This window comes from Paenibacillus sp. D51F (assembly GCF_053345695.1).
Genome location: NZ_JBKFAO010000001.1, coordinates 23,433 through 49,428, shown reverse-complemented (window position 1 = coordinate 49,428; position 25,996 = coordinate 23,433). Strand labels below are relative to the sequence as shown.

Sequence of the window (25,996 nt, the reverse complement as noted above, 5' to 3'; positions counted from 1 at the left end):
GGCAGGTTTTTTCTTTTGTCCACAGTGCTGTCTGTTTTTCCGCAACTCTAACTGCAATCTCTCCGCACCCCCTTTCCGTAATCCTTCCCGAGTCCTCTTCTTAGTCCCGCTTGAAGTCGGCTGAATATCCGTATTTCCCTTAAGTTGAATGGGATAAAGGGCTGCACCCCATACTACGATGGCAGCTATTCCGGCAATCAGGAGGGGTTAAGTTGAACGAGTATCAGGAAGCGGTCGCCTCGGAGCAGGCGGAGCCGAGCGCGGCGGACAAAGCCAAGCTGGAGGCGATCCAGCAGCTGGGGCAGATGTCTGTTCCTGCCGCCGATCCATCCAACATATTCTGCATGACGATCATCGGCCAGGTCGAGGGGCATATGGTTCTGCCCCCCCAGAACAAAACGACGAAATACGAGCATCTGATTCCTCAGCTCGTGGCCGCTGAGCAAAGCAACAAAATCGAGGGAATCCTCATCGTCCTCAATACCGTCGGCGGCGACGTCGAAGCGGGACTGGCCATCGCGGAAATGATCAGTTCCCTCAGCAAGCCGTCGGTTACGCTCGTGCTTGGCGGCGGGCATTCCATCGGCGTTCCGATCGCGGTCGCCGGCAACCGCAGCTTCATCGCGGAGACGGCTACGATGACGATTCATCCCATCCGGATGAACGGGCTCGTCATCGGCGTTCCGCAAACGTTCGAGTATTTGGAAAAAATGCAGGAGCGGGTCGTCCGCTTCGTCACTTCCCATTCCAAGGTGAAGGAGGAGACGTTCAAGCAGCTGATGTTCAAGACAGGCGAATTGACTCGCGACATCGGCACGACCGTTATCGGAGAAGATGCCGTCAAGCATGGCCTGATCGACGAAGTCGGAGGTCTTGGGCAAGCTCTGCGAGAGCTGAACCGCTTGATTCAAGAAGCGAAACCGGCTGCGGCAATTCCGTTGCCGATCGCGGCGGCAGACAGCGCCATCATGGAAGCTTCCCGAGCAGCGGATATCGGAGCAGGGGGAGGATTGCCCCAATGACCTTGTATACGATCATGCCGCTGGAGCAAGTGCTGGAAGGTATGCAGGAGGAGCGGGCTCCATCGCTTGAAATCCAGCATGAAGGCATGCTGCTGCAAGTCGAGCCGATCGCTCCGGGCGCAGGAAAGCTGATCCGGATCGTTCAGGCGGATCTGGAACGTTATCTGGATCCGGGTTACAGTCCAGGCACTCTGATTCATTACGGCTCCGGGAGCAAATAAGAAAGGCTTCCATTTCTATAGAGAACAATTGCCTGTCGATATCATCCCAAGCGTCTCGCGCGATAGGAACATTTCACCTCCTATGGTATAATAGTGAACCAGAGGTGAGGGATGTTGGCCAAGAAACGTCGGCGCAAAAGACGCACTTTCGGCGAAAATTTAAAATATGAAGTTTATGGAATATTGCTCATCACGGTTTCGGTCATCGCCTTATCCGGCGAAGCTACGGTCGGCAGATCGCTGTCCAAGCTGTTCGAGCTGTTGTTGGGCAAGTTTTATTTTGTGCTTGCGCTTGTCGGGATAGCAGTCGGACTGTACGTGATGGTGACCCGTTCCTGGCCGACCGGCTGGACTTACCGCAGGACGGGGATACTTCTGCTCGTGTTCGCGTTTACGCTCATGAGCTCGATGTCGGAGATCGACCGCAAGCTCGGTCCAGGGGACCTCATCAGCGGATCGGCCATCATGCAGCAGCTCGGCCAGGATATTAGGGAGGGCGTGCTAAGTACGGGCGGATCAGCGGCGGCTCCCGCTGCGGGATCGATAAGCGGCGGCTACCTCGGAGCGATTCAATATTCCTTGCTTTATACGCTGTTCGGCTACTTTGGAGCCAAGCTGCTCCTCATCGTCATGTTCGCGATATCCTTGATGCTCATAACGGGACGCTCCTATGTGGATATCGGCCGCATTATCCGCATCAGGGCTGTTCATATGATCAAGCTGCTGCAGGCCAAAGCATCGGCGAGGCCGCGCAAGCCGAGGCCTCCTGCCGCGGCTGCGCAGCCTTCGGCCTCAACGAGCGGCAGGACTGCGGCTGCCGATCATCTCGCTTACGGGCTGAACGGCGGCGATGACGATGACTATGGAAGCACGACCGTGTCTCCGTCGCCTCGCAAAGGACGCTCTCTCTTCTTCAGCTGGGGCGGTCAAAACCAGGACAAGCAAGAGGCTGATGCGGAAGGGGAATGGATGATCGACGAAGAGCCGGCCGGCAAGCCTTCCGGCGCTCCGTCCGTCTCTCTCAAAGCCAGGGAAACGAATGAACGGATGCTGCCTGCAGCAGACCCGGCTCCATGGGACGATCAGGACGAAGAAGGAGAGGATTGGGAGGATGCATCCTTCCAGAGGAATGCCGTTCCTGCCGATCCGGTTCGAGGCGGTCAGACCGCCAGTCTTGATGCAGAAGCCGATGGAACGGACTCCGGCGAATGGCTGGCAGAAGACGACTTCCCCGCTCCGGCGCCTTCCCGCCATCCTGCAGAGATATCGGAGGCATTGGCAGGTCCGGAGGGGGATGGGGAGCCCTCGGCTGCTGCCTCTGCTGCTGTACGCGAAGCCAAGCCTTACCGTCTGCCGTCGCTTTCCTTGCTGGCTAAGCCCGCCAACTCGGGCAGAGGCGCCGATACCGGCGATCTGAACGACTCGCGCCGCAAGCTCGAGGCGACGCTGGAGAGCTTCGGGGTCCGGGCCAAGGTGCTTGATGTCGTGCCTGGACCGGCGGTCACGAGATACGAGGTCCAGCCGGCGACAGGGGTCAAGGTAAGCCGGATCGTCAGCCTTACCGATGACATCGCGCTCGCGCTGGCTGCCAAGGATATCCGCATGGAAGCGCCGATTCCGGGCAAATCCGCCATTGGAATCGAGGTTCCGAATGCCGAAGTCGCGATCGTGACCATGCGCGAAGTCATGGAGACGCCGACGTTCTCCAGCGCGGCGTCCAAGCTGTCGATCGCTTTCGGACGGGACATCGCCGGTCAGTCCATCGTCGGCAATCTGGCCAAGATGCCCCATCTGCTTGTCGCCGGAGCTACCGGATCAGGCAAATCGGTCTGCATCAACGGCATCATCACGAGCATCTTGTACAAAGCCGCTCCGGACGAAGTGAAATTCATGATGATCGATCCCAAAATGGTCGAGCTGAACATGTACAACGGCATTCCGCATCTGCTCGCTCCCGTCGTCACCGATCCGAGGCGCGCTTCGCTGGCGCTCAAGAAGATCGTCGTGGAGATGGAGAAGCGATACGAGCTGTTCTCGAAGTCGGGCACCCGCAACATAGAAGGCTACAACGGACTGATGAAGGACAACCCTGCTGCCGTGCTGCCTTACATCGTAGTCATCGTCGACGAGCTGGCGGATCTGATGATGGTCGCAGCCAAGGATGTCGAGGATTCGATCACTCGCCTGGCGCAGATGGCGAGGGCAGCCGGCATCCATCTCATCATCGCTACCCAGCGTCCGTCCGTGGACGTCATCACAGGCGTGATCAAGGCCAATATTCCTTCCCGGATCGCTTTCGGCGTCTCGTCGCAGGTCGATTCCCGGACGATTCTCGACATGGTCGGAGCGGAGAAGCTGCTGGGACGCGGGGACATGCTGTTCCTGCCTGTCGGCATGTCCAAGCCGATCCGGGTTCAAGGGGCGTTCCTGTCCGATTCCGAAGTTGAAGCCGTCGTCGATTACGCGAGATCCCAGGCCACGGCGGAATACAAGGAAGACCTTGTGCCGGAGCTGGACGACAGCGGCGCTGCGGGAGACGGAGAAATGCTGGACGAGCTGTTCGACCAGGCGATGCAGATCGTCGTCGATGCCCAGCAAGCTTCCGTATCGCTCCTGCAGAGGCGCATGCGGGTGGGCTATACACGGGCCGCCAGGCTTGTGGACCAGCTTGAAGCCAAGGGTGTCGTCGGCCCATACGAGGGCAGCAAGCCGCGCGAGGTGCTGATGACCGCGGACCAGTTCCAGGCGAGCCAGAAACATGCATAGAAGGAGACCTGCTTTCTCATACTAGGGAATGTCAAACGCTTTGGCGAAGCGGCCGCAAAGCCGTGCATCGCGTAAGGCGCATCCCGCTAGAGAAAGGCAGATCCCGACTATGAAGATACGTTTGATCGTCATGACGATCGCGGCCATGCTGCTGGTGCTCAGCCTTTATACGCTCAAGGACGAGCTGCCCGGCAGGTCAAGCGAAACGTTCAGCAGCGCCACCATCCGTCAGGGCTCATCGGGCAAGGATGTCGTGGAGCTTCAAGGACGTCTCCGATATCTAGGCTATTACGAGGGCAAGATCGACGGAAGCTTCGGACCGAAGACGAAAAACTCCGTCACCTGGTTCCAATGGAAGTTCGGCATGAAGTCCGACGGAGTCGTCGGAGCGAAGACAAAGCTCAAGCTTTGGGAAGCGACGAAAAACTGGAAGCCGACGGCCGCCGATTTTCCGGGCGGAGAATCCGGCGCTGCCGCTGGCGGCCGCGCTGGGAAAACCGAAAACGCAGGCATCGGCAAGTCGAACAAGCTCAACCTGTCGGCCAACGACATCAAAATCATGGCCAATGCCGTATACGGGGAATCCCGAGGCGAACCTTATGAAGGCCAGGTCGCTGTAGCCGCGGTTATCCTGAACCGTCTCAAGTCGCCCGAATTCCCGAACTCGATATCCGGCGTCATCTTCCAGAGCCTCGCTTTCACCGCTGTCGCGGACGGCCAGATCTGGCTGACGCCGAACGAACGGGCCAAGCAGGCCGTTGAGGACGCCATCAACGGATGGGATCCTTCGGACGGCTGCCTGTATTACTTCAATCCGGAAACCGCCACCTCCAAATGGATCTGGTCGCGTCAACAAGTGAAGACGATCGGCAAGCATATTTTCTGCATGTAAGCGAAAGCTCGGAAGCAGCCGGCCAGGGCAAGCCTGACCCCGGTTGCTTCTTCTGTTTAGGCTGAGATAGAATGGAATGGCATATATTATGGAATAGATTACCTATCGCCAACATGGCGCGGAAAGGGGTTCGGATATGGCGTTTCAGCAAGGAAGCCACGGCCGCATCCGGCTGCATGTGCTGCCGACCAAAAGGTTCAAAACCTTCGCCGTCTCTTTATTCGCGGGCATTCCGCTGCAAGAATCCACCGTCACGGCGACCGCGCTCGCTCCGTTCGTGCTGCGGCGCGGCACGGCCTCGCATCCGGAGACGATCCAGTTCCGGGAGCAGCTGGACAACTTGTACGGAGCCGGCTTCGGCTTCGATATTTACAAGCGGGGCAATTCCCAGATCGTGCAGTTCCGGATGGATGTCATCAACGACCGCTTCGTCGCCGCGGAGCAGTCGCTGCTCGCCGCTTCCATGAAGCTGCTAGGAGAAGCCGTCACTCAGCCGGCCCTGGACAATGGAGCCTTCCGGAGCAAGTATGTCGACAGCGAAAAGGTTACGCTCACCAAAAAGCTGGAGAGCATCATCAACGATAAAATCCGCTATGCGGCGGAACGCTGCATGGAAATCATGTGCGCCGACGAGCCCTACCGGCTGCATGCTCTCGGCCGCATCGCCGATGTGGGTGCCATCACTCCGCGATCGCTGTACGATTCTTACCGTCGCTGGCTGGAGACGGCCGTTTTCGACCTTTATGTCGTCGGCGACACGACGCTTGAGGAAGTGAAGGAACTCGCAGCGGCTTCGTTCAAGCTTCCGGATACGGCTCCCTCGAAGTATGGAAGCCCGGATATCCGTTTCCCGCAAGACGGAGTGAAGAATGTCGTCGAACGGCTTGAAGTGGCCCAAGGAAAGCTGAATCTCGGCCTCCGCACGGGAGTCGCCTACGGCGATGACGACTATGCCGCCGCATTGATGTACAACGGCATTCTAGGCGGCTATCCGCATTCCAAGCTGTTCATGAACGTAAGGGAAAAAGAAAGCCTGGCTTACTATGCGTCCTCGAGGCTGGACGGCCATAAAGGGCTGTGCACGATCCAGTCCGGCATTGAAATCGCCAATTACGACAAAGCGGTCGCCATCATCCAGGAGCAGCTGGAGAGCATGAAGCGCGGCGAGCTGTCGGAGCTGGAGATTAGCCAGACCAAAGCCATGCTGACGAATTCCTTGCGGGAGCTCCAGGACTCCGCCTACGAGATGATCGCTTACGATTTCAACAGCGTTCTGTCCGGCAAGGAGAGGACGGCGGGCGAGCTGCTGGAGGACGTGCGCGCCGTGACACCTGAAGACATCGTGCGGGTTGCGGAAGGCGTCAAGCTGGATACGATCTATTTCCTGCGCGACAAGAAGGAGGCCTGACAACATGCAGAAGCTCAGTTATCCGGGCGTCGAAGAAACGCTTTATTACGAACAGCTGCCGAACGGGCTGCAGGTCTATGTGCTGCCCAAGGAAGGATTCCAGAAAACGTATGCGACCTTTTCCACCCGCTACGGCTCGGTAGACAATCATTTCGGCATCGGCGACGGACCGCTCGCCCGCGTGCCGGACGGAATCGCCCATTTTCTCGAGCACAAAATGTTCGAGGAGCCGACCGGGGACATTTTCGCCACATTTGCCTCGCAAGGCGCTTCCGCCAATGCCTTTACGAGCTTCGACCGGACGGTCTACCTGTTCTCGGCGACGGAGCAGATCGAGGCTAATCTGACAACGCTCATCAACTTTGTCCAGAATCCGTACTTCACGGACCAGAACGTCGACAAGGAAAAAGGGATCATCGCGCAGGAAATCAATATGTACAGCGACAATCCGGACTGGCGCGTCTACTATGGCTTGATCGAGGCGCTGTATCAAGTGCATCCGGTCCATATCGACATTGCCGGAACGGTGGAATCGATCTACAAGATCGACAAGGAAATGCTGTACCGCTGCTACGAGACCTTCTACCACCCCTCCAACATGCTGCTCTTCATCGTCGGCGGCGTCGACGCGGAGAAGGTATTCGAGCTGGTGCGGTCCAACCAGGCCGCCAAAACGTATGAGCCTCTCGGCGAGATAAAGCGTTTCTTCGAGCCCGAGCCGCAAGGCGTGAATACGCCGCGCAAAGCGATCCAGCTGCAGGTCTCGCTGCCGAAGTGCCTGTTCGGCTTCAAGGAGAAAGCCAACGGCTTGGACAGCGCTGCGCTGCTGCGCCGGGACGTTACGACCAAGCTGATGCTGGAAACCCTCCTTGGATCCAGCTCCCCGACCTATCAGCAGCTGTACGACGATAATCTGATCTCCGATTCGTTCGGATATGAATACAACTGCAGCACCGATTACGGCTTCTCTATCATCGGGGGCGATACCAAGGACCCGGATGCTCTCGTCGCGCGAGTCAAGGAAGCGGTAACGTCCATGCAGCAGAGCGGGCTTGATGCCGAAGCTTTTGAGAGAACGAAGCGCAAGCGCATCGGGAGCTACCTGAGGATGCTCAATTCCCCCGAGTCGATCGCAGGCGAATTCACCCGCTACAAATTCCGCGGACAGGATCTGTTCGAGCTGCTGCCGGCTTATGAGAGCATCACGCTCGACGAAGCCAATGCCCGGCTGAGAGAGCATTTCGACTTCGGCCAGCTGGCCGTGTCCGTCGTGCTGCCTTCGGCGGAAGCTTGAAAAGCTTGCAGGAGATGACCGTCCTCATCACCGGGGGAAGCCGGGGCATAGGCGCCGCCATCGCGCGGCGCTTTTCTGCGGAAGGGATGAATGTGGTCATCCATTATTTGAATTCGCATGAACGCGCCAATGAAACGGCCCGGGAATGCATCGCTCTCGGCGGCGGCAGGGTCATGACGGTCTCCGCCGACGTTCGATCTCGGGAGAGCTTGGCCAGAATGAAGGAGAAGCTGGAAGCGGCAGGGCTGCTTCCGGATATTCTCGTCAACAACGCGGGCATTTCGCATTACGGGATGCTGGCGGACCTCACCGAGCAGGAATGGGACGACGTGACCGCGGTCAATCTCAAGGGATTGTTTCTCTGCACGCAGCTGTTCATGCCTCGGATGGTCAGCGCGCGCTGGGGAAGGATCATCAATGTATCCTCCGTGTGGGGCATCTCCGGCGCATCCTGCGAGGTGCTGTATTCCGCGACCAAAGGCGGAGTCAACGCCTTCACGAAATCGCTGGCCAAGGAGCTCGCGCCGTCTGGAGTAACGGTCAACGCAGTCGCTCCGGGAGCGGTCGACACGGAAATGAACAGTCATCTGGATCAAGGCGAGCTTCAGGCGCTGGAAGAGGAAATTCCGGCCGGAAGGCTGGCCCATCCGGATGAAATCGCTTCGCTGGTCTATTTCCTTTCCTTGCCGGAATCATCCTACATAACCGGACAAGTCATCAGTCCGAACGGCGGCTGGATCACATGAGTGGTCCGGCTGCAACTTTTTTTCATCCCTGGTCGTCGTATAGGGAAGATGGCCTCCGCACACAATAGGGTCGTTGATGATTTCTTTCTCAATTCGACCAAGGAGGCGACGAAGCATGTCTACTGTACTTTCGAGCTTTGAAGGATGGAAGGAATTCCTGTCCAACCGCGTTGAGCAGGGCAAAAAGATGGGGCTTACCGAGGAGACTCTCGGAAACCTCGCTTATGAGATCGGGTCTTTTCTCGATGAGAAGGTCGATCCGAAAAACGAAGAGCAGCGTGTGCTGAAGGAGATCTGGGACGTCGGAGACGAGGAAGAGCGCAAGACGATTGCCCGCCTCATGGTGAAGCTGGTCAATCACGGTTGAATCATCGACTTTCGGCGGAGAGCTCCCATTCGGGGGCTTTTCTACTTGGCTCTGGACATCAAGATTCCGATATCGAAAAACCGTCGGAATGATCATTGCGGATTCTTGCCGAATCATGTAGAATGTAGGCTTATAATGAAGGGCATAAAGACAGCTCATTCCCTCAGGACGGTGTGATTAATGGAATCCAAACAGTGGTATATGGAGTACAAAATACATAAGAACCGACCTGGCCTGCTTGGGGATATCGCATCCCTGCTCGGCATGCTCAACGTCAACATCATTACGATCAACGGGGTGGAGGACCGCACCCGCGGCATGCTGCTTCAGACCAATGACGACGAGAAAATCGAGATTCTCGGCAAGATGCTTGCCAAGGTCGAGAACATAACCGTCAATAAGCTGCGTCCCCCGAGCCTGGTGGATCGGCTCGCGGTGCGTCACGGACGTTATATCGAACGGGATTCGGATGATCGCAAAACCTTCCGCTTCACGCGGGACGAGCTCGGACTGCTAGTCGACTTCCTCGGCGAAATCTTCAAGCGGGACGGCAATCAGGTCATCGGACTGCGCGGCATGCCGAGGGTCGGCAAGACGGAATCCATCATCGCCGGAAGCGTCTGCTCCAACAAGCGCTGGACGTTCGTTTCCTCCACGCTGCTCCGCCAGACGGTCCGCAGCCAGCTGTCGAGCGAGGAAATGAATCCGGACAACATCTTCATCATCGACGGCATCGTCAGCACGATCCGCTCCAATGAGCGCCATCACGCCCTTCTCCAGGAAATCATGGAGATGCCTTCGACCAAGGTCATCGAGCATCCGGACATCTTTATCCGTGAATCCAATTATGATTACAGCACTTTTACGACTATTATCGAGCTTCGCAATACGCCTGACGAAGAAATCTCCTATGATTCCTTCACCGTCAATTATAACGATTTTTAATTTGAGAGGAGGCATGGCCAACCATGTCTGAATTGGGCCAAACCCTGCGCACGGCAAGGGAAGAAATGGGACTGTCCCTGGACCAGGTGCAGGAGATGACCAAGATCCGCAAGCATTACCTGACCGCGATCGAAGAAGGCAATTACGCCGCGCTTCCAGGCAGCTTTTATGCCCGTGCATTCGTCAAGAACTACGCAGATGCGGTCGGTCTCAATGCCGACGAGCTTCTGAACTACTACAAGAACGAGCTTCCAGCGGCTCCGGCGGCCTCGGCTGTAGAACCGGCGACTGCCCCGCAGCCGCCACGTAAGGCTTCGACTTCGAGGGCGACCTCCGAACGGGTCGGCAAGCTGGGATTTTCCGTGCTGATGTGGGCTTTTCTGGCGCTTATCGTCGTCTTGATCTGGATTTTCGTCATCAAGCCGGATCGGCAAACGCCGACGGCAGACGAAACGCCGATCACGACGAATACGCCCGGACCTGGACAATCGCCGTCTCCGGGAGATGCTGCTGGAGGAGCCAGCCCGTCGCCCAGCCTGACCCCGACGCCGACGCCGACCCCGACGCCGACCCCGGATGGGGCCGTGACGTTCGACCGCAAGTCGGGCAAGATTGATTATTATAAGACCAACGGCGCCGTCACCATTGAACTGAGCTTTACCGGCACCGCATGGATCGAGGTCCGCAAAGGCGGTCCCAAAGGCGAATTCCTGTACAACAAGGCTGCTGAAGCTGGCGACACCCTGTCCGTACCGGTGGATGACATCATTTACCTCAATACCGGACGCGCGGACAATACCGAGATTACGGTCGGGGGCCAGCTGATCGACGACGGAGACCGTCCAAGCTCGAAGAAGATCCAGTTCGAGCCGGCATCCGGCGGCGATGCCGATTCTGCCGGAACAACCGATGGCATGAGCGGCTCAGATGCCGAAAACAGCCAGTAACGACATGACAAGGCATCCCTGCGCGGGATGTCTTTTTGTATTTCGCGATTGAAAATGAGGCTGGAACGGAAAGATAAAGAGCTGTAAGGAAGCCGATGGAGCGCGGCATCCTGTACGTCTTCGGTCCAAAGGGGAAGGATGCGGCAGAACTGCAAGTCATATTCCTGGAAATGCAAAGGCGTCCCCGCCGGTTATACTTTCGCAGCCGGATGTTTTATAATAAGAGGAACGCCATGTAAGGAGGATTTGCCATGAGTTCCGAAAATTCGTTTGATATCGTATCGAAGGTCGATCTGCAGGAGCTGAACAACGCGATTGTCCAAGCGGAGAAGGAAATCGAGAACCGCTTTGATTTTAAAGGAAGCAAGAGCAGCATCAAGCTGGAGAAGGAAGAGCTGGTCGTCCTGTCGGACGACGAGTACAAGCTCAAGAGCGTCATCGACATTCTCCAGACCAAGATGATCAAGAGGAACGTCCCGATCAAGAACATGGACTTCGGCAAGATTGAAGCCGCCTCGCTCGGTACCGTGCGCCAGCGCATCAAGCTGAAGCAGGGGATCGGCCAGGACGACGCCAGGAAAATCAATATCCTTATCCGCGACTCCAAGCTGAAAGTGAAAAGCCAGATCCAGGGAGACCAGCTGCGCGTAACCGGCAAGAGCCGCGACGATCTGCAGGCTGTCATGGCTTTGCTCCGCGGCGCGAATCTGGAGCTGGACCTGCAATATACGAATTACCGGTAACAATTTTGACAGCGGGTTTTCGGTTCGTTTATACTTTTATCGTATAGGGACCGGCTATGTCTGTTCTTTTGAGAATGGCCTCCCGGGTTGCGTACATACTTTAGGTTAGAGTTTTGTCAGGGAGGGGAACCCGCGTGAATTTGGCCAACAAGATCACGCTTGCGCGTATTTTTCTCGTGCCTGTAATCATGTTCTTTTTGCTGATCCGTCTTGATCTGGGATCCATAAAGTTCGGGGACTATCAAATTACGTACACGCAGATGATCGCCACGCTGATATTCATTATCGCGGCCAGCACGGATGGCCTGGACGGATATTTGGCCCGCAAGAACAAGATGGTGACCAATCTCGGCAAGCTTCTCGATCCGCTCGCCGACAAGCTTCTCGTCGCGGCCGTGCTTATTTCTCTGGTCGAGATGGATAAGCTGAGCGCTTTGTTCGCTATCGTCATCATCAGCCGCGAATTCGCAGTGACCGGCCTCCGGCAGATCGCTCTGCTGGAAGGCTCCGTACTCGCTGCAAGCACTTGGGGCAAGTGGAAGACCGGCGTCCAGATCGCCATGATCATCGTGCTGCTGCTCAACAATTTCCCGGGAGCATTCCTGGACCTGCCTCTGGATCTGATCCTGAGCTGGGCTGCCGCATTGATTACGGTATGGTCGGGCATCGACTACTTCATCAAAAACCGCAATCTTATCCCGGTTGAATAACCGGCTGGAAAAGGCCATCGATCCCCGCCGGGATCGGGGGCCTTTCTTGTACGCTGGAGGATGGCGCCGCCGTCTGCATCCTTCATTTTGTTTGGGAACGCTTGGCTGGCATCGAGGAACCTGTGCACGGATGGCGTTCCGCCGATGGTCTAGTCATTAATCATCGCAACAAACCCAATCCTGGAGGAGAAATGCCATCATGAAAGCCGAAATCATTGCGGTCGGAACCGAGCTGCTGCTTGGCCAAATCGTCAACACCAACGCGCGTTACTTGTCACAAGAGCTGGCAGGCCTGGGCATCGACGTGTATTTTCAGACGGTCGTCGGAGACAATGCCTCCCGGCTGAAAGAAGCGATCTCAATCGCTTCTTCCCGGGCCGATCTGCTCGTCTTCACGGGAGGTCTGGGGCCGACGATGGACGATCTGACCAAGGACGTGCTTGCAGACATGCTCGGTCGCAAGCTGGTTGTCCACGAGCCTTCCCTGGCGAGAATGGAAGCCTTCTTCGCGAGCCGCGGCGCCCATATGGTGGAGAGCAACATCAGGCAGGCGAACTCGATCGAAGGAAGCGCCGCACTGGACAACGAAGCGGGACTCGCCGTCGGCAATGCCCTTGAACAAGACGGCATCCGATATATTCTGCTGCCCGGACCGCCGATGGAGATGAAGCCGATGTTCGAAGGTCCCGCGACAAGCTGGATCCTTCAGGAATACGGCCGTGGAGCGGCGCTTCACTCCCGCATTCTCAGATTTGCCGGCATCGGCGAATCCAAGCTGGAGCATGAGCTGATCGATCTTATCGAAGCCCAGACCGATCCGACGATCGCTCCTTACGCCAAGGAGGGAGAGGTGACGATCCGCCTGTCGTCCAAATCGCCGAATGAAGCGGAAGCTCTGAAGCGGATCGACGATATGGCCGCGACGATCCAGTCGAGGGTCGGCAGCTACCTGTATGCGCAGGAGGACATCCCGCTGGAGGAAGCGGTCCTGCGGCTTCTGCGCGACCGCCGGCACAGGCTCAGCAGCGCCGAGAGCTGCACCGGCGGGCTGCTCGCCGAGCTGATCACCTCGAGGCCTGGCAGCAGCGGAGAGTTCCTGGGAGGCGTCGTCACGTACACCAATGTGCTCAAGCATCGGCTGCTCGGCATTCCGATGGAGATGCTGGAGGGCGCGGGAGCGCCGGGGGCGGTAAGCGAGGCGACGGCAGCCTTGATGGCCCAGCGGGTGTCCGAGACGACCGGCAGCGACTGGGGCGTATCCATAACGGGCGTAGCGGGTCCGGGAGAGTCCGAGGGCAAGCCGGTCGGACTTGTCTACATCGGCATCTCGCGCAAGGGCATGGAGGCTTCCGTATACACGCTGCAAGCCGGCGGCAGCCGGGACATGGTGCGGATGCGCGCAGCCAAGCACGCCTTGTACCGGCTGTGGACGTTGCTGAAGGAATCCTGAGCCGCCGATTCCGGAGGAATGCGCCGGCGGCAGTCGGCCCGGCTCCGGCTATGTTCCGGGTTCTCTTGTATGGACATCGGGAATGGGCTACAATGGAGACAGTTAACGGAAGAACCGTAGCTTGCATGCGCAGCTGCGGTTCTTTTTTTGTCGAGATGCCGCAGCGGATACGGAGGTGGCGCCGCGGACAAGAAAAGCGAATGTATGTTCGAAAAAAAGCTTGGCAAAGTAATGCAAACAGGCTATGATAGAACTATAAAATGATGAATGAAGGATGTGGATCTCTTGTCAGATCGCCGCGCAGCTTTAGATATGGCTCTCCGCCAGATTGAGAAACAATTCGGAAAAGGCTCCATTATGAAACTAGGCGAGTCCACGCATATGACCGTTGAGACGGTTTCCAGCGGTTCCCTCGCATTAGATATCGCACTCGGCATCGGCGGATTCCCGCGAGGCCGCGTCATCGAAGTATACGGTCCGGAATCCTCCGGCAAGACGACGGTCGCTCTCCACGCGATCGCGGAAGTGCAGCGCACGGGCGGACAAGCCGCCTTCATCGATGCGGAGCATGCGCTTGATCCGCTTTATGCGAGCAAGCTCGGCGTCAACATCGACGAGCTGCTGCTGTCGCAGCCGGATACCGGCGAGCAGGCTCTCGAGATCGCCGAGGCGCTCGTGCGCAGCGGCGCGGTAGACGTCATCGTCATCGACTCTGTCGCCGCTCTCGTGCCGAAGGCCGAGATCGAAGGCGAGATGGGCGATTCCCACGTCGGCCTTCAGGCGCGCCTCATGTCGCAGGCGCTGCGCAAGCTGTCCGGCGCCATCAGCAAGTCGAAGACGATCGCGATCTTCATCAACCAGCTTCGGGAGAAGGTCGGCGTCATGTTCGGCAATCCGGAGACGACTCCCGGCGGCCGCGCCCTGAAGTTCTACTCCAGCGTTCGTCTCGACGTGCGCCGCATCGAGAGCATCAAGCAAGGCAACGACGTCGTGGGCAACCGCACACGGATCAAAGTCGTGAAGAACAAGGTGGCGCCTCCGTTCAAGCAGGCGGAGATCGACATCATGTACGGAGAAGGCATTTCCCGTCAAGGCAGCATCATCGACATCGGCGTCGAGATGGACATCGTCAACAAGAGCGGCGCTTGGTTCAGCTACAACGGCGACCGTCTTGGTCAAGGCCGCGAGAATGCCAAGCAGTTCCTCAAGGACAACCCTGCCGTAGCGGATACGATCGATACCAAAATTCGCGAGGCGCATAACCTCAACGCTGCCGCCGAGCGGGCAGCCGCGGGTATCAATCCTCCTGTAGAGGAAGACGAGCTGGACGAGCTGGAGCTGGACGTTTAAGCCGTCCTGCAAGCACTCCGGGAGTTCTTGCACGGAATAGACCGGCCTGACAGGGAAGCACCTCTGAATCGTTCAGAGGTGCTTTTTTGCTCAAGCTATCCGATCGTGGATCAGGAAGGAGGCACTATGCAGGACAGCAGCGAGAAAGTCGTGACCAAGGTAGAGCCTGACTCCCGCAAACGTTCCTATTACTGGATCTGCCTGGACGGGAATGAGGAGCCGGAGTTTTCCGTCCATGAGGATATACTCGTCAAGTATAGGCTGCTCAAAGGGAGCGTTCTCAGCAGCGAGGAGCTGGAGGGAATCCAATCGGAGGGAGACCGGTATAAGGCTTATGCCTCAGCTCTGTATTATGCCGGATTCAAAATGAGGACGGCCAAGGAAATGGCGGACTATCTGAAGCGCAAGGAATATACGGAGCCAGATATCCGCTATGCGGTCGAACGGCTGCAGCAGGAGAAGGTCATCGATGACCGCGATTACGCGAGAATGTACGCCGCCCAGAAGGTGAAGAGCAGCCAGAAGGGGCGCCGGCTGATCCGTCAGGAGCTGGAACAGCGCGGGGTGTCGAAGCTGACCGCCGGCGAGACGATCGAAGCGCTCGATGTCGGGGCCGAACGGGATGCGGCATTCAAGGCCGCGGCCAAGAAATGGCGGAGCCTCAAAGGCGAGGATCGCGATAAGCGGCTGAAGCTGACAGGATTTTTGCTGCGCCGCGGTTTCCAGGGCGATCTGGTCCGGGAGGCCGTGCGGCATGTGTCGGAAGGGGAGGAACTGGAGACCGAAGGGCTCTGGCTTGACAATTGAAATTGCGTAAAGCTACAATAATAGTGCATCCGCGAGTGAAAGGGATGTATTTCCTTTCGTAAATGGGTTCAAGATTATTAGTCTCCATTCTACAGTCTTAGACACGGTTTGGAACCGAATCGCAACAACTGAATATCATTCCCGGCTTTTTTTCAGCCTTGGTGAATGCAACGAGGAGGTGAACAAGATGAACGCCATTTGGGTGGTCTTGATCGTTCTCGTTGTTGGCGCGATTACCTTTGGGATTGGTTACTTCGTCCGAAAGTCGATCGCCGAGGCTAAGATTTCCAGTGCAGAGCAGGCTGCCGTCCAGATCGTCGAGCAGGCGAAGAAGGAAGCGGATGCCCTGAAGAAGGAAACCGTGCTGGAAGCGAAAGACGAAATCCATAAACTCCGTTCTGAAGCGGATAAAGACATTCGGGAGAGACGCAACGAGAATCAGCGTCTCGAAAGACGGCTGCTGCAAAAAGAGGAGTCACTGGATAAAAAACTAGAAGCACTCGAACGCAAAGAAGAATTGGTAGCCAACAAGGAGAAACGAATCGAAGAAACACAAGATCAGATCGACTCCATCTACAGGCAGCAACAGAGCGAGCTCGAACGGATCTCCGGCCTGACCACAGAGGATGCGAAGAGCATCATCTTCACCAATGTGGAACAGGAAGTCCGCCACGAAACTGCCCAGATGATCAAGGAAATCGAGCAGCAGGCAAAGGAAGAGGCGGACAAGAAGGCGCGCGACATCATATCGCTGGCTATCCAGCGTTGCGCCGCCGACCATGTGGCGGAGACGACAGTATCGGTCGTCACGCTGCCGAACGAAGAAATGAAGGGCAGAATCATCGGCCGCGAAGGCCGCAACATCCGCGCGCTGGAAACTTTGACGGGTATCGATCTTATCATCGACGATACGCCGGAAGCGGTCATCTTGTCCGGCTTCGATCCTATTCGGCGTGAAATCGCCCGCACCGCACTTGAGAAGCTCGTTGCGGACGGACGGATTCACCCGGCTCGAATTGAAGAGATGGTGGAGAAATCCCGCCGCGAGGTGGACGAGCGTATCCGCGAGTATGGGGAGCAGGCAACTTTCGAAGTCGGCGTGCACGCCATCCATCCGGATCTCATCAAGATTCTCGGCCGCCTGAAGTACCGGACGAGCTACGGCCAGAACGTGCTCAAGCACTCCATGGAAGTCGCTTATCTGACCGGGCTGATGGCCGCCGAGCTTGGCGAGGACATCACGCTGGCCAAGCGCGCCGGACTGCTGCATGACATCGGCAAGGCTCTTGACCATGAAGTGGAAGGATCACACGTCGAGATCGGCGTCGAGCTGGCCCGCAAGTACAAGGAGCATCCGGTCGTCATCAACAGCATCGCGTCCCATCATGGCGACTGCGAAGCCACTTCCGTCATCGCGATGCTGGTCGGAGCGGCAGACGCCTTGTCTGCAGCGCGCCCAGGCGCACGCCGCGAGACGCTGGAGACGTACATCAAGCGTCTGGAGAAGCTGGAGGCCATCTCCGAATCGTTCGACGGCGTCGAGAAATCGTACGCTATCCAGGCCGGACGCGAAGTTCGCGTCATGGTGCAGCCGGAGAAAGTCGACGATACCGAGGCTTTCCGCCTTGCCAGAGACATCACGAAAAAGATCGAAGGCGAGCTCGATTATCCGGGACATATCAAGGTCACGGTCATTCGGGAAACCCGCGCGGTCGAATACGCCAAGTAATACCGTGGATCATCCCGCTCTCCGGAGCGGGATTTTCTTTGCAATCCGAAGGAGGCAAGTCATGTTGAAAGTCATGTTCATCGGAGATATCGTCGGCAACGTCGGCCGCACGGCGCTGCGCAAGGCGCTGCCCGCTCTCCGGTCCAAATATAATCCCGACATCATCATCGTGAACGGCGAGAATGCAGCGGCGGGCAGGGGAATTACGGCCGCGATCGCCAAAGAGTTTTTTGACTGGGGAGTCAACGGCATTACAATGGGCAACCACACCTGGGACAACCGGGACATCTTCGAGTGGATCGACGATGAGGAGAGGATCGTCCGCCCGGCCAACTTCTCGTCTCAATCGCCAGGCCGCGGAGCGGCTGTCATCAAGGTGAACGGCAAGAAGCTCGGCATCCTGAACCTGCAGGGCAGGACATTCCTGCCGCCGAATGACGATCCGTTCCGCGTGGCGGATGAGCAGCTGGAGCTGCTGCAAGAAGAAACCCGCTGCATCATGGTCGACTTCCATGCGGAAGCGACATCCGAGAAGATCGCGATGGGCTGGTATCTTGACGGCAGGGCGAGTCTTGTCGTCGGCACGCATACCCATGTGCAGACGAACGACGACCGGATCCTTCCGGGCGGGACCGCCTATCTGACGGATGTAGGCATGACCGGGCCGATGGACGGCATCCTCGGAATGGAGCGGAACGCCGTGCTGCACAAGTTCCTGACCGGCCTTCCGTCGAGATTTGTCGTGGATGAAGGCGATTGGCATCTGCACGGACTCCTTGTCCATATGGACGAAACGACCGGACAGTCTGCGAAGCTGGACAAAATTCGATTGACCGAGACCTCTCTAGCGATGTACTGATAAGAACTTTGGCGAGCCCTGGAGACGGGTATCGGAATGGAAGAAGGAATTTTTTGTCCTCTCTCGAATAGGTATGAAAGTAGTGTAGAGCCGCAGCTACCCATCATTCCCGAGGAGGTACTTTCCATGGAAGTATTAAAAGTTTCCGCTAAGTCCAATCCAAATTCCGTCGCAGGGGCACTGGCTGGAGTTCTAAGGGAACGTGGAGCTGCTGAGCTGCAAGCCATCGGGGCTGGAGCCATCAATCAGGCGATCAAGGCGGTAGCCATCGCCCGAGGTTTCGTCGCTCCGAGCGGGGTAGACCTCATCTGCATCCCCGCCTTCACCGATATCGTCATCGACGGCGAAGACCGCACAGCCATCAAGCTGATCGTAGAGCCGCGCTGACGACCGGACAATTTATCCCATTCGACCTGTTTACGGTGTAAGCAGGTTTTTTTGCGTCCATTTGAGGCTATGGATTCATATCATGCAAAACGGAACAGGAGGCTGCAGGCCATGAAACACCCTGTACTCGGAGTCGCGGATCTGCATTGCGACGTGCTCAGCAAGCTGCTGAGAAATCCGGAGCTCGACGTCTGCCAAGCCGCTGGCGGCTCCGACAGCCGGCAGCTCGACGTGACGCTTGACCGTCAGCTGGCAGCAGGTTATATGCTTCAGGCCTACGCGATTTATTTGACGGAGAGCAGGCCGAAGACATTCGACGCCGTTCTCAGAAGCATCGACCTTTTCTACGAAAAGATCGTCTCCAATGATGCCTACCGGTTCGTGGGAAACAGGCGGGATCTTGAGCGCAGTCTTGCCGAACGCCGGATCGCCGCCCTCTTGACGCTGGAAGGAGCGGACGGGCTGGAAGGCGACTTCGCGATGCTGCGCATTGCGCGCAGGCTGGGAGTCCGGATGCTTGGCCTGACCTGGAACTATGGGAACTGGGTAGCCGACGGGGTCATGGAAGAACGTCAAGGCGGACTCACGGAGAAGGGTCGGCAGCTGGTCCGGCATTGCAACGAGCTCGGCATCATTTTGGATGTGTCGCATTTGACGGAAAAAGGGTTCTGGGAACTGGCGGATCGGACAGAGAGGCCGTTCATCGCATCGCATTCCAACGCGAAGTCAGTCTGTGCCCATCCGAGAAATCTGACCGACGATCAGATTCGGGCTCTCATTGCGCTGGGGGGAAGGATCGGCATGACTTACGTGCCTTATTTCGTCAGCAGCGCGGAGCAGGTGCATATCAGCGACATCCTTCGCCATATCGAGCATATATGCGCCTTGGGAGGGGAAAAGCACATCATGCTCGGGTCCGACTTCGACGGCATCGAGCAGTATGTGGAAGGCCTTCGGCATCCCGGCGACGTCCGCTCGCTGCGCTCCGCTCTCGTAAGCGAGTTCGGAGCGCGGCAAGCCGCAGCTTTTTTGAACGGAAACGCGGTTTCCTTCCTTCTGAGCGAGCTGCCGGCGGAATGAGACATCAGGCAACTATCAGTATCTGTTATAGGTTCCATCGGATTCCTGTATGAGAGCTTTTCTCGATAATGCCTTGCATTTTTAAAGGTTGGGGCATAAAATTTATGGAGATTGTGAAAAAGGTCTCATACGCAGATGAGGAGTTGGACGCAAGTGATCAGTCAGCTGTCTTGGAAAATAGGAGGCCAGCAGGGCGAAGGCGTGGAGAGCACCGACCGGATTTTCTCCACCGCTCTCAACCGCCTCGGCTATTATTTATACGGGTACCGTCATTTCTCCTCGAGGATCAAGGGCGGACATACCAATAACAAAATTCGCATCAGCACATCTCCCATCCGGGCCATCTCGGATGATCTCGATATTCTTGTCGCGTTCGACCAGGAAAGCATCGATCTCAACGCGCCCGAGCTTCGCCCCGGCGGCGTTGTCGTAGCGGACGCGAAATTCAATCCTGCCTTGCCGGAAGGAAGCGATGCGCGGCTGTTCGCTGTGCCGATCACGTCGATCGCCGAGGATCTCGGCACATCGCTCATGAAAAACATGGTCGCTTCCGGCGCATCCTGGGCGCTGCTCGGCCTTCCGCTCGAAGTGTTCAACAAAGCGGTCGAAGAGGAATTCGGCCGCAAAGGCCCGGCAATCGTCGAGAAGAACGTCGAAGCCGTGAAGCGCGGCGCCGAATTCGTGCTGGAGCAGGCGGGAGGTCCGCTCGAGGAGTTCGCCCTCGAACCGGCCGACGGCAAGCAGAAGCTGTTCATGATCGGCAATGAAGCGATCGGCCTCGGCTCGGTCGCGGCGGGCTGCAGGCTCATGAGCGCATATCCGATCACGCCTGCATCCGAGATCATGGAATACTTGATCAAGAAGCTGCCTAAGTTCGGCGGCACGGTTGTCCAGACGGAAGACGAGATCGCGGCTGTGACGATGGCGATCGGCGCGAATTATGCCGGCGTGCGCACGATGACGGCATCCGCCGGGCCTGGCTTGTCCCTCATGATGGAGGCGATCGGTCTCGCCGGAATGACCGAGCAGCCGCTCGTCATCGTGGATACGCAGCGCGGAGGCCCTTCGACCGGACTGCCGACGAAGCAGGAGCAATCCGACCTCAACGCGATGGTCTACGGCACGCATGGCGAGATTCCGAAGGTCGTCATCGCGCCGGCATCCATCGAGGACTGCTTCTACGACATGGTGGAGGCATTCAACATCTCGGAGGAATACCAGGTGCCGGTCATCGTCATGACGGATCTGCAGCTGTCCCTCGGCAAGCAAAGCTGCGAGCCGATCGATTACGACCGCATCGAGATCCGCCGCGGCAAGCTGCAGCGCGAGCTGCCGGAGCTGGAGCAGCATCAGCTGTTCAAGCGTTACGAGCTTACCGGGGACGGGGTTTCCCCGCGCTCGCTGCCTGGCGACAAGGGCGGCCTGCATCATGTGACCGGCGTCGAGCATGACGAGACGGGAAGGCCGTCGGAGAGCGCCGCGAACCGCAAGAGCATGATGGACAAACGTCTGGGCAAGCTGGCCTCCCTGCAGATTCCGGAGGCGATCCGCGTCGACGCTCCTCATGAGAAGCCGAGCCTGCTGATCATCGGCATGGGGTCCACGGGCGGAACGATCGATGAGGCCCGCTCGCGCCTGGAGAAGGACGGCATCACGTCCAACCATGTGCAGGTGCGGCAGATCCATCCGTTCCCGACGGAGCAGCTGGCTCCTTATCTGGACCAGGCTGCGCAGGTCATCGTCCTGGAGAACAACGCAACGGCCCAGCTGGCTTCGCAAATCAAGCTGCACTGCGGATACGCGGACAAAATCCGCAGCGTGCTCAAATACGACGGCAATCCGTTCCTTCCGTCCGAAGTGTACGAAGCATCCAAAAAGGAGTTGACCCCCGTTGGCAACATTTAAAGAGTTCCGCAACAACGTCAAGCCGAACTGGTGCCCGGGCTGCGGCGACTTCTCCATCCAGGCGGCGATCCAGCGCGCTGCCGCCAACGTCGGCCTGGAGCCGGAGCAGCTTGCCGTCATTTCCGGGATCGGCTGCTCCGGCCGGATCTCGGGCTACATCAACGCCTATGGCCTGCACGGCATCCATGGCCGGGCGCTCCCGATCGCGCAAGGCGTCAAGCTGGCCAACCGCGAGCTGACCGTCATCGCCTCGGGCGGCGACGGCGACGGCTTCGCGATCGGCATGGGCCATACGGTCCATGCGATCCGCCGCAATGTCAATATGACATATATCGTCATGGACAACCAGATCTACGGCTTGACGAAGGGGCAGACGTCGCCCCGCAGCGCCGAAGGCTTCAAGACGAAGTCGACGCCGGAAGGCTCCATCGAATCCGTGCTGTCGCCGCTCGAAATCGCTCTGTCGGCAGGCGCGACGTTCGTCGCCCAATCGTTCTCCAGCGATCTCAAGCAGCTGACCGCGCTGATCGAAGCCGGCATCAAGCATGAAGGCTTCTCGCTCATCAACGTATTCAGCCCGTGTGTAACCTTCAACAAGGTCAATACCTACGACTGGTTCAAGGAGAACATCGTCAACCTCGACGGCGAAGCCGGAGAAGGCTACGACCCGTCGAACCGCCTCGCCGCCATGACGAAGATCATGGAGACAAACGGATTGGTTACCGGCCTCGTCTACCAGGATACGAAGCGCCGCTCGTACGAGAATCTCGTCAATGGATTTGCGGAGCAGGGTCTTGCGAACCAGGATCTCAAGCTTTCCCGCGACGAGTTCGACAAGCTATTGAAGGATTTTGTCTAGAAGCTTCGCCGGCCCGGCCGCCTTCCTTATGGGAGCAGCCGGGCTTTTTTCAACTTTTCCGGTCCCTTGATTGTGATCCGGAGCGGAGCCTCTGTACAATCTCCATATTTGACGTCATACTCCTGTATTCGCATGGACGCATGACATCCTGGCCATTCAACCCAAATAGACCGAAAAACGTCAACAATGGCGATTCGACATGACTTCCGCCGGTTAGTATAATGGAATCAGCGACGCCAGGCATACGCTCCTCCATGAGCCGTATGCTTTTTCGCTTGAGCTTGCCCCATGAGAGGTAACGCCCTATATAGAGAACCGCCGGAAAGGATGAGACGATCATGAACAAAACCGTACCTGTAGGCGTCTCCGCGCGCCATATCCACTTATCCCAGGAGCATGTCGAGGCCTTGTTCGGCCAAGGCTACCAGCTCACCGAATTCAAGCCGCTGTCGCAGCCCGGCCAATTTGCCGCGAATGAAACGGTCGCGGTGAGCGGTCCCAAAGGCTCCTTTCCCAAAGTCCGCATTCTGGGACCTGCCCGCAAGTCGACCCAGCTGGAAATTTCCCGCACGGATGCTTTCGCGACGGGAATCAAGGCTCCCGTGCGCGAGTCCGGCAACATCAGCGGCTCCGCCGGCGTTACGATCACCGGTCCTGCCGGGGAAGTGACGATCGAGGAAGGCGTCATCGTGGCGGCGCGCCACATTCACTTCCATACCGACGACGCCGAGAAATGGGGCATTCAGGACCAGCAGCAGCTGAAGGTGCGGGTAGGAGGAGAGCGCGGGCTCGTGTTCGAAAACGTGATCGCCCGTGTATCTCCGAGTTTCGCGCTGGACATGCATATCGATACGGATGAAGCGAACGCAAGCGGCGCCCAGACCGGAGACACAGCCGAAATCATCGGCTAGAAGGAAGAAGCTGCGGCTGCCCATGAGGGCAGTCGTTTTTTGTTTCCGACTTTGGTATAATGAAACCTTGGAATAACCTGCACGGGGGACCATAATTCTCTGGCCGCAAGGCGGATGAGACAGGAGCGATTGGCAATGGCAGAGCAGAGCAGCACCTCGCCTTCGATGGCGGGACTCAAGCATTCCAGCATTCACGATCACGGGCCGAATTGTCCGGTTGAAGTGTACAATACCCGGGATTTGCTCGTACGGGACGATATCATGACCAAAGCCCGCGAGCTGGCGGGATTGATTTATTCCTCGGAGGAAGTCCAGGTGTTCCGCCGCGCGGAGAAGCAGATTCAGGGCAACGACCGCGTCCAGTCTCTGATGGCCGGCCTCAAGAAGAAGCAGAAGGAGCTCGTCGCCTTCGAGCAGACGTTCAAAAACTCGACGATGGTGCAGAAGATCGAAACCGAAATGGATCAGCTGCAGGATGAGCTGGACGGAATTCCGATTGTCGGCGAATTCCAGCAAAGCCAGGCCGATATCAACTACTTGCTTCAGATGGTCGTATCGATCATTCAGGATACGGTTGCCGACAAGATTGCCCTCGACGGCGCGAAGCCCGAGGATCCCGAAAGCTGCGACGAGTAGAAAAGGAGACGATTTAGATGAGGAATTTTGTCTATCATAACCCCACCAGACTGTACTTCGGGGAAGGGCAGCTCCAGCAGCTGTCCAAGGAAGCGGCTCAATTGGGCTCCAACGTGCTTCTCGTGTACGGCGGCGGTAGCATCAAGAAAAACGGCCTGTACGACGAGATCATGACCGTGCTCGGCGATGCCGGCTGCAAGGTCACCGAGCTTGCCGGCGTCGAGCCGAACCCGAGGCTGTCGACCGTCCACCGCGGTGCCGAGCTATGCCGGGCGAACGGCATCGACTGGGTGCTTGCGGCGGGCGGAGGCAGCACGCTGGATTGCGGCAAGGCCATCGCGGCCGCGGCCAAATACGACGGCAGCTTCTGGGATATCGTCAGCCGCAAGGCTCAAGTGCAGGACGCGCTGCCGCTCGGCACGGTTCTGACGCTTGCCGCTACCGGCTCGGAAATGAACAGCGGGTCCGTCATCACGAACGAGGAAACCGAGGAGAAGCATGGCTGGGGCAGCCCGCATGTGTTCCCTCGCTTCTCCGTGCTGGATCCGGCCTACACGGCGACGGCTCCCAAGGACCACACCGTATACGGCATCGTAGACATGATGTCCCATGTGTTCGAGCAGTATTTCCATCACGATCCGCTCACGCCAGTCCAGGACGGCTTCTGCGAATCGGTGCTGCGCGCCGTCGTGGGAACGGCTCCCAAGCTGGTCGGAGATCTCGGCAACCTGGAGCATCGGGCTACGATTCTATACAGCGGCACGATGGCCCTGAACGGCGTGCTCGGCATGGGAACGCTGGGAGACTGGGCGAACCATGACATGGAGCATGCGCTGTCCGCGGTATATGACATTCCTCATGGCGGAGGGCTTGCGATTTTGTTCCCGAACTGGATGACCTATGTGCTGGACGACAATGTCGGCAGATTCCGTCAGTTCGCCGTTCATGTATTCGGCGTCGAGCCGGATGGCAAGAGCGACAAAGAGATCGCGGAAGAAGGCATCCGCAGGCTGCGGGAGTTCTGGACTTCCCTCGGAGCCCCGTCCAGGCTGGCCGATTACGGCATCGGAGAAGAGCGTCTGGAGGAGATGGCGACCAAGGCGGCGCCAGGCCGCCAGATCGGCAACTTCCGCAAGCTGGACAGTCAGGATGTCCTGAATATTTACCGTATGTCCCTTTAAGCAGACAAAGCAAAGAGCCGCGCTGGATGCGCGGCTCTTTGCTGTTGTTCAGGTCCGGATCGTGCTGCGGGATGTGTCAGGCCAGGCGTCAGGCCGCTTTGCCGGCTGGAAAGGCGCGAGAGCGGGACTTCAGCCGCATGACGGGCAAATAGGAGCGCAGCGCGACGGTGATGGCGGCCGCGGCGACATTTTTAAGCAGATCGGGCAGCAGGAAAGGGTAGCAGCCGACCGCCATCGCCTTGTCGAACGACAAGCCCGTGACATGCATCATCCATGGGATGCCGCCTACATAGACGAACAGCGAGCCGAACGTTTCCATGACGACGAGAATGAGCGCGAACGCTGCGACAGGATGGCGCCCCGCCTTGCTGCGAAGAATGGCCGTCACGAGCAGGCCGATAATAAGCGCCGAGATCGGAAAGAACCAGATGAAGCCGCCGGTAGGTCCGGTCATATGCGCCAGTCCTCCTCCCCGGTACAGAGGCAAGCCGGCCAGGGCGAGCAGGTTGACGAGCAGGATGCTCAGAAATCCGTCCTTGCCTCCGAGGAACGCGCCGATGAGGGCGACGGCCATCGTCTGCAGGGTGAACGGAACGAGCGAGGACATCCCGGTGCTGATGGTGATGGAATTGAACACGACGAACAGGGCTCCGAACAAGGCAATGAACACGGCCCTGCGCAGCGATTGGGATGACGACATGATAAATTTCACTCCTCAAATCAGTGGAATCAAGTTATAATGTTAACCGATAATGAATGATGTTTGGTTAACAAAACGGAT

25 protein-coding genes are annotated in these 25,996 nt (G+C 57.8%); 24 read left to right on the top strand and 1 reads right to left on the bottom strand.

The window, feature by feature from the left end; genetic code table 11:
* Nucleotides 1-212: 212 nt before the first annotated feature.
* From ACLBWT_RS00215 to ACLBWT_RS00100, 24 genes are all read left to right on the top strand, one after another.
* A complete protein-coding gene (locus tag ACLBWT_RS00215; RefSeq protein ID WP_447661122.1) occupies nucleotides 213-1,022 on the top strand; it encodes a ClpP family protease in 810 nt (269 codons plus the stop codon).
* Nucleotides 1,019-1,243 carry a YlzJ-like family protein gene (locus ACLBWT_RS00210; protein WP_447661121.1) on the top strand — a complete coding sequence of 75 codons (225 nt, stop codon included), beginning with the start codon at nucleotides 1,019-1,021 and terminating at the stop codon, nucleotides 1,241-1,243. The genes ACLBWT_RS00215 and ACLBWT_RS00210 overlap by 4 nt, the downstream gene beginning before the upstream one ends.
* Nucleotides 1,244-1,354: 111 nt before the next feature.
* A complete protein-coding gene (locus ACLBWT_RS00205; RefSeq protein ID WP_447661120.1) occupies nucleotides 1,355-4,009 on the top strand; it encodes a DNA translocase FtsK 4TM domain-containing protein in 2,655 nt (884 codons plus the stop codon).
* A gap of 109 nt (nucleotides 4,010-4,118) precedes the next feature.
* Nucleotides 4,119-4,901 (top strand): spore cortex-lytic enzyme, encoded by a 783-nt coding sequence (gene sleB, locus ACLBWT_RS00200; protein ID WP_447661119.1) that lies wholly within the window; start codon nucleotides 4,119-4,121, stop codon nucleotides 4,899-4,901.
* Nucleotides 4,902-5,037: 136 nt separating this feature from the next.
* Nucleotides 5,038-6,309 carry an EF-P 5-aminopentanol modification-associated protein YfmF gene (gene yfmF, locus ACLBWT_RS00195; protein WP_447661118.1) on the top strand — a complete coding sequence of 424 codons (1,272 nt, stop codon included), beginning with the start codon at nucleotides 5,038-5,040 and terminating at the stop codon, nucleotides 6,307-6,309.
* A gap of 4 nt (nucleotides 6,310-6,313) precedes the next feature.
* Nucleotides 6,314-7,603, top strand: coding sequence for an EF-P 5-aminopentanol modification-associated protein YfmH (gene yfmH / locus ACLBWT_RS00190; protein ID WP_447661117.1), 1,290 nt, complete (start codon nucleotides 6,314-6,316; stop codon nucleotides 7,601-7,603).
* Between the two features lie 14 nt (nucleotides 7,604-7,617).
* Nucleotides 7,618-8,349, top strand: a complete 732-nt coding sequence (gene ymfI / locus ACLBWT_RS00185) for an elongation factor P 5-aminopentanone reductase (RefSeq protein ID WP_447661653.1) — start codon at nucleotides 7,618-7,620, stop codon at nucleotides 8,347-8,349.
* A 115-nt stretch (nucleotides 8,350-8,464) separates the two neighbouring features.
* The gene (locus ACLBWT_RS00180; protein ID WP_447661116.1) at nucleotides 8,465-8,716 is read left to right on the top strand and encodes a DUF3243 domain-containing protein; all 252 of its coding nucleotides are present in this window, start codon (nucleotides 8,465-8,467) and stop codon (nucleotides 8,714-8,716) included.
* A 180-nt stretch (nucleotides 8,717-8,896) separates the two neighbouring features.
* Nucleotides 8,897-9,661: a DUF3388 domain-containing protein gene (locus ACLBWT_RS00175; RefSeq protein WP_048750012.1), complete on the top strand. Its 765-nt coding sequence runs from the start codon at nucleotides 8,897-8,899 to the stop codon at nucleotides 9,659-9,661.
* A gap of 23 nt (nucleotides 9,662-9,684) precedes the next feature.
* Nucleotides 9,685-10,608 carry a helix-turn-helix domain-containing protein gene (locus ACLBWT_RS00170; protein WP_447661115.1) on the top strand — a complete coding sequence of 308 codons (924 nt, stop codon included), beginning with the start codon at nucleotides 9,685-9,687 and terminating at the stop codon, nucleotides 10,606-10,608.
* A gap of 251 nt (nucleotides 10,609-10,859) precedes the next feature.
* Nucleotides 10,860-11,351 (top strand): YajQ family cyclic di-GMP-binding protein, encoded by a 492-nt coding sequence (locus ACLBWT_RS00165; protein ID WP_447661114.1) that lies wholly within the window; start codon nucleotides 10,860-10,862, stop codon nucleotides 11,349-11,351.
* A 134-nt stretch (nucleotides 11,352-11,485) separates the two neighbouring features.
* A complete protein-coding gene (gene pgsA, locus ACLBWT_RS00160; protein WP_447661113.1) occupies nucleotides 11,486-12,061 on the top strand; it encodes a CDP-diacylglycerol--glycerol-3-phosphate 3-phosphatidyltransferase in 576 nt (191 codons plus the stop codon).
* 199 nt (nucleotides 12,062-12,260) lie between these two features.
* Nucleotides 12,261-13,511, top strand: a complete 1,251-nt coding sequence (locus ACLBWT_RS00155) for a competence/damage-inducible protein A (RefSeq protein ID WP_447661112.1) — start codon at nucleotides 12,261-12,263, stop codon at nucleotides 13,509-13,511.
* A gap of 267 nt (nucleotides 13,512-13,778) precedes the next feature.
* Entirely contained in the window at nucleotides 13,779-14,861 is a 1,083-nt protein-coding gene (gene recA, locus ACLBWT_RS00150; RefSeq protein ID WP_234992902.1) for a recombinase RecA, read from the top strand.
* A 126-nt stretch (nucleotides 14,862-14,987) separates the two neighbouring features.
* Entirely contained in the window at nucleotides 14,988-15,668 is a 681-nt protein-coding gene (locus ACLBWT_RS00145) for a RecX family transcriptional regulator (protein ID WP_076355422.1), read from the top strand.
* A 187-nt stretch (nucleotides 15,669-15,855) separates the two neighbouring features.
* Nucleotides 15,856-17,397, top strand: coding sequence for a ribonuclease Y (gene rny / locus ACLBWT_RS00140; RefSeq protein WP_447661111.1), 1,542 nt, complete (start codon nucleotides 15,856-15,858; stop codon nucleotides 17,395-17,397).
* Between the two features lie 64 nt (nucleotides 17,398-17,461).
* Nucleotides 17,462-18,256: a TIGR00282 family metallophosphoesterase gene (locus ACLBWT_RS00135; protein ID WP_447661652.1), complete on the top strand. Its 795-nt coding sequence runs from the start codon at nucleotides 17,462-17,464 to the stop codon at nucleotides 18,254-18,256.
* 126 nt (nucleotides 18,257-18,382) lie between these two features.
* On the top strand, nucleotides 18,383-18,643 hold the full coding sequence (locus tag ACLBWT_RS00130) for a stage V sporulation protein S (RefSeq protein WP_447661110.1): 261 nt from the start codon (nucleotides 18,383-18,385) through the stop codon (nucleotides 18,641-18,643).
* A 111-nt stretch (nucleotides 18,644-18,754) separates the two neighbouring features.
* Complete coding sequence (locus tag ACLBWT_RS00125; RefSeq protein WP_447661109.1) at nucleotides 18,755-19,723, top strand: dipeptidase; 969 nt, start codon at nucleotides 18,755-18,757, stop codon at nucleotides 19,721-19,723.
* A gap of 153 nt (nucleotides 19,724-19,876) precedes the next feature.
* The gene (locus ACLBWT_RS00120) at nucleotides 19,877-21,628 is read left to right on the top strand and encodes a 2-oxoacid:acceptor oxidoreductase subunit alpha (RefSeq protein ID WP_447661108.1); all 1,752 of its coding nucleotides are present in this window, start codon (nucleotides 19,877-19,879) and stop codon (nucleotides 21,626-21,628) included.
* A complete protein-coding gene (locus tag ACLBWT_RS00115) occupies nucleotides 21,615-22,487 on the top strand; it encodes a 2-oxoacid:ferredoxin oxidoreductase subunit beta (RefSeq protein ID WP_447661107.1) in 873 nt (290 codons plus the stop codon). Before ACLBWT_RS00120 ends, ACLBWT_RS00115 begins: the two co-directional genes overlap by 14 nt.
* 338 nt (nucleotides 22,488-22,825) lie before the next feature.
* Complete coding sequence (gene pduL / locus ACLBWT_RS00110; protein WP_447661106.1) at nucleotides 22,826-23,398, top strand: phosphate propanoyltransferase; 573 nt, start codon at nucleotides 22,826-22,828, stop codon at nucleotides 23,396-23,398.
* 135 nt (nucleotides 23,399-23,533) lie between these two features.
* Entirely contained in the window at nucleotides 23,534-24,034 is a 501-nt protein-coding gene (locus ACLBWT_RS00105) for a RicAFT regulatory complex protein RicA family protein (RefSeq protein WP_447661105.1), read from the top strand.
* A 17-nt stretch (nucleotides 24,035-24,051) separates the two neighbouring features.
* Entirely contained in the window at nucleotides 24,052-25,215 is a 1,164-nt protein-coding gene (locus ACLBWT_RS00100; RefSeq protein WP_447661104.1) for an iron-containing alcohol dehydrogenase, read from the top strand.
* Nucleotides 25,216-25,303: 88 nt separating this feature from the next.
* Here ACLBWT_RS00100 and ACLBWT_RS00095 read toward each other — a convergent pair whose 3' ends face one another.
* Nucleotides 25,304-25,915: a biotin transporter BioY gene (locus ACLBWT_RS00095; RefSeq protein ID WP_447661103.1), complete on the bottom strand. Its 612-nt coding sequence runs from the start codon at nucleotides 25,913-25,915 to the stop codon at nucleotides 25,304-25,306.
* Nucleotides 25,916-25,996 lie beyond the last annotated feature (81 nt).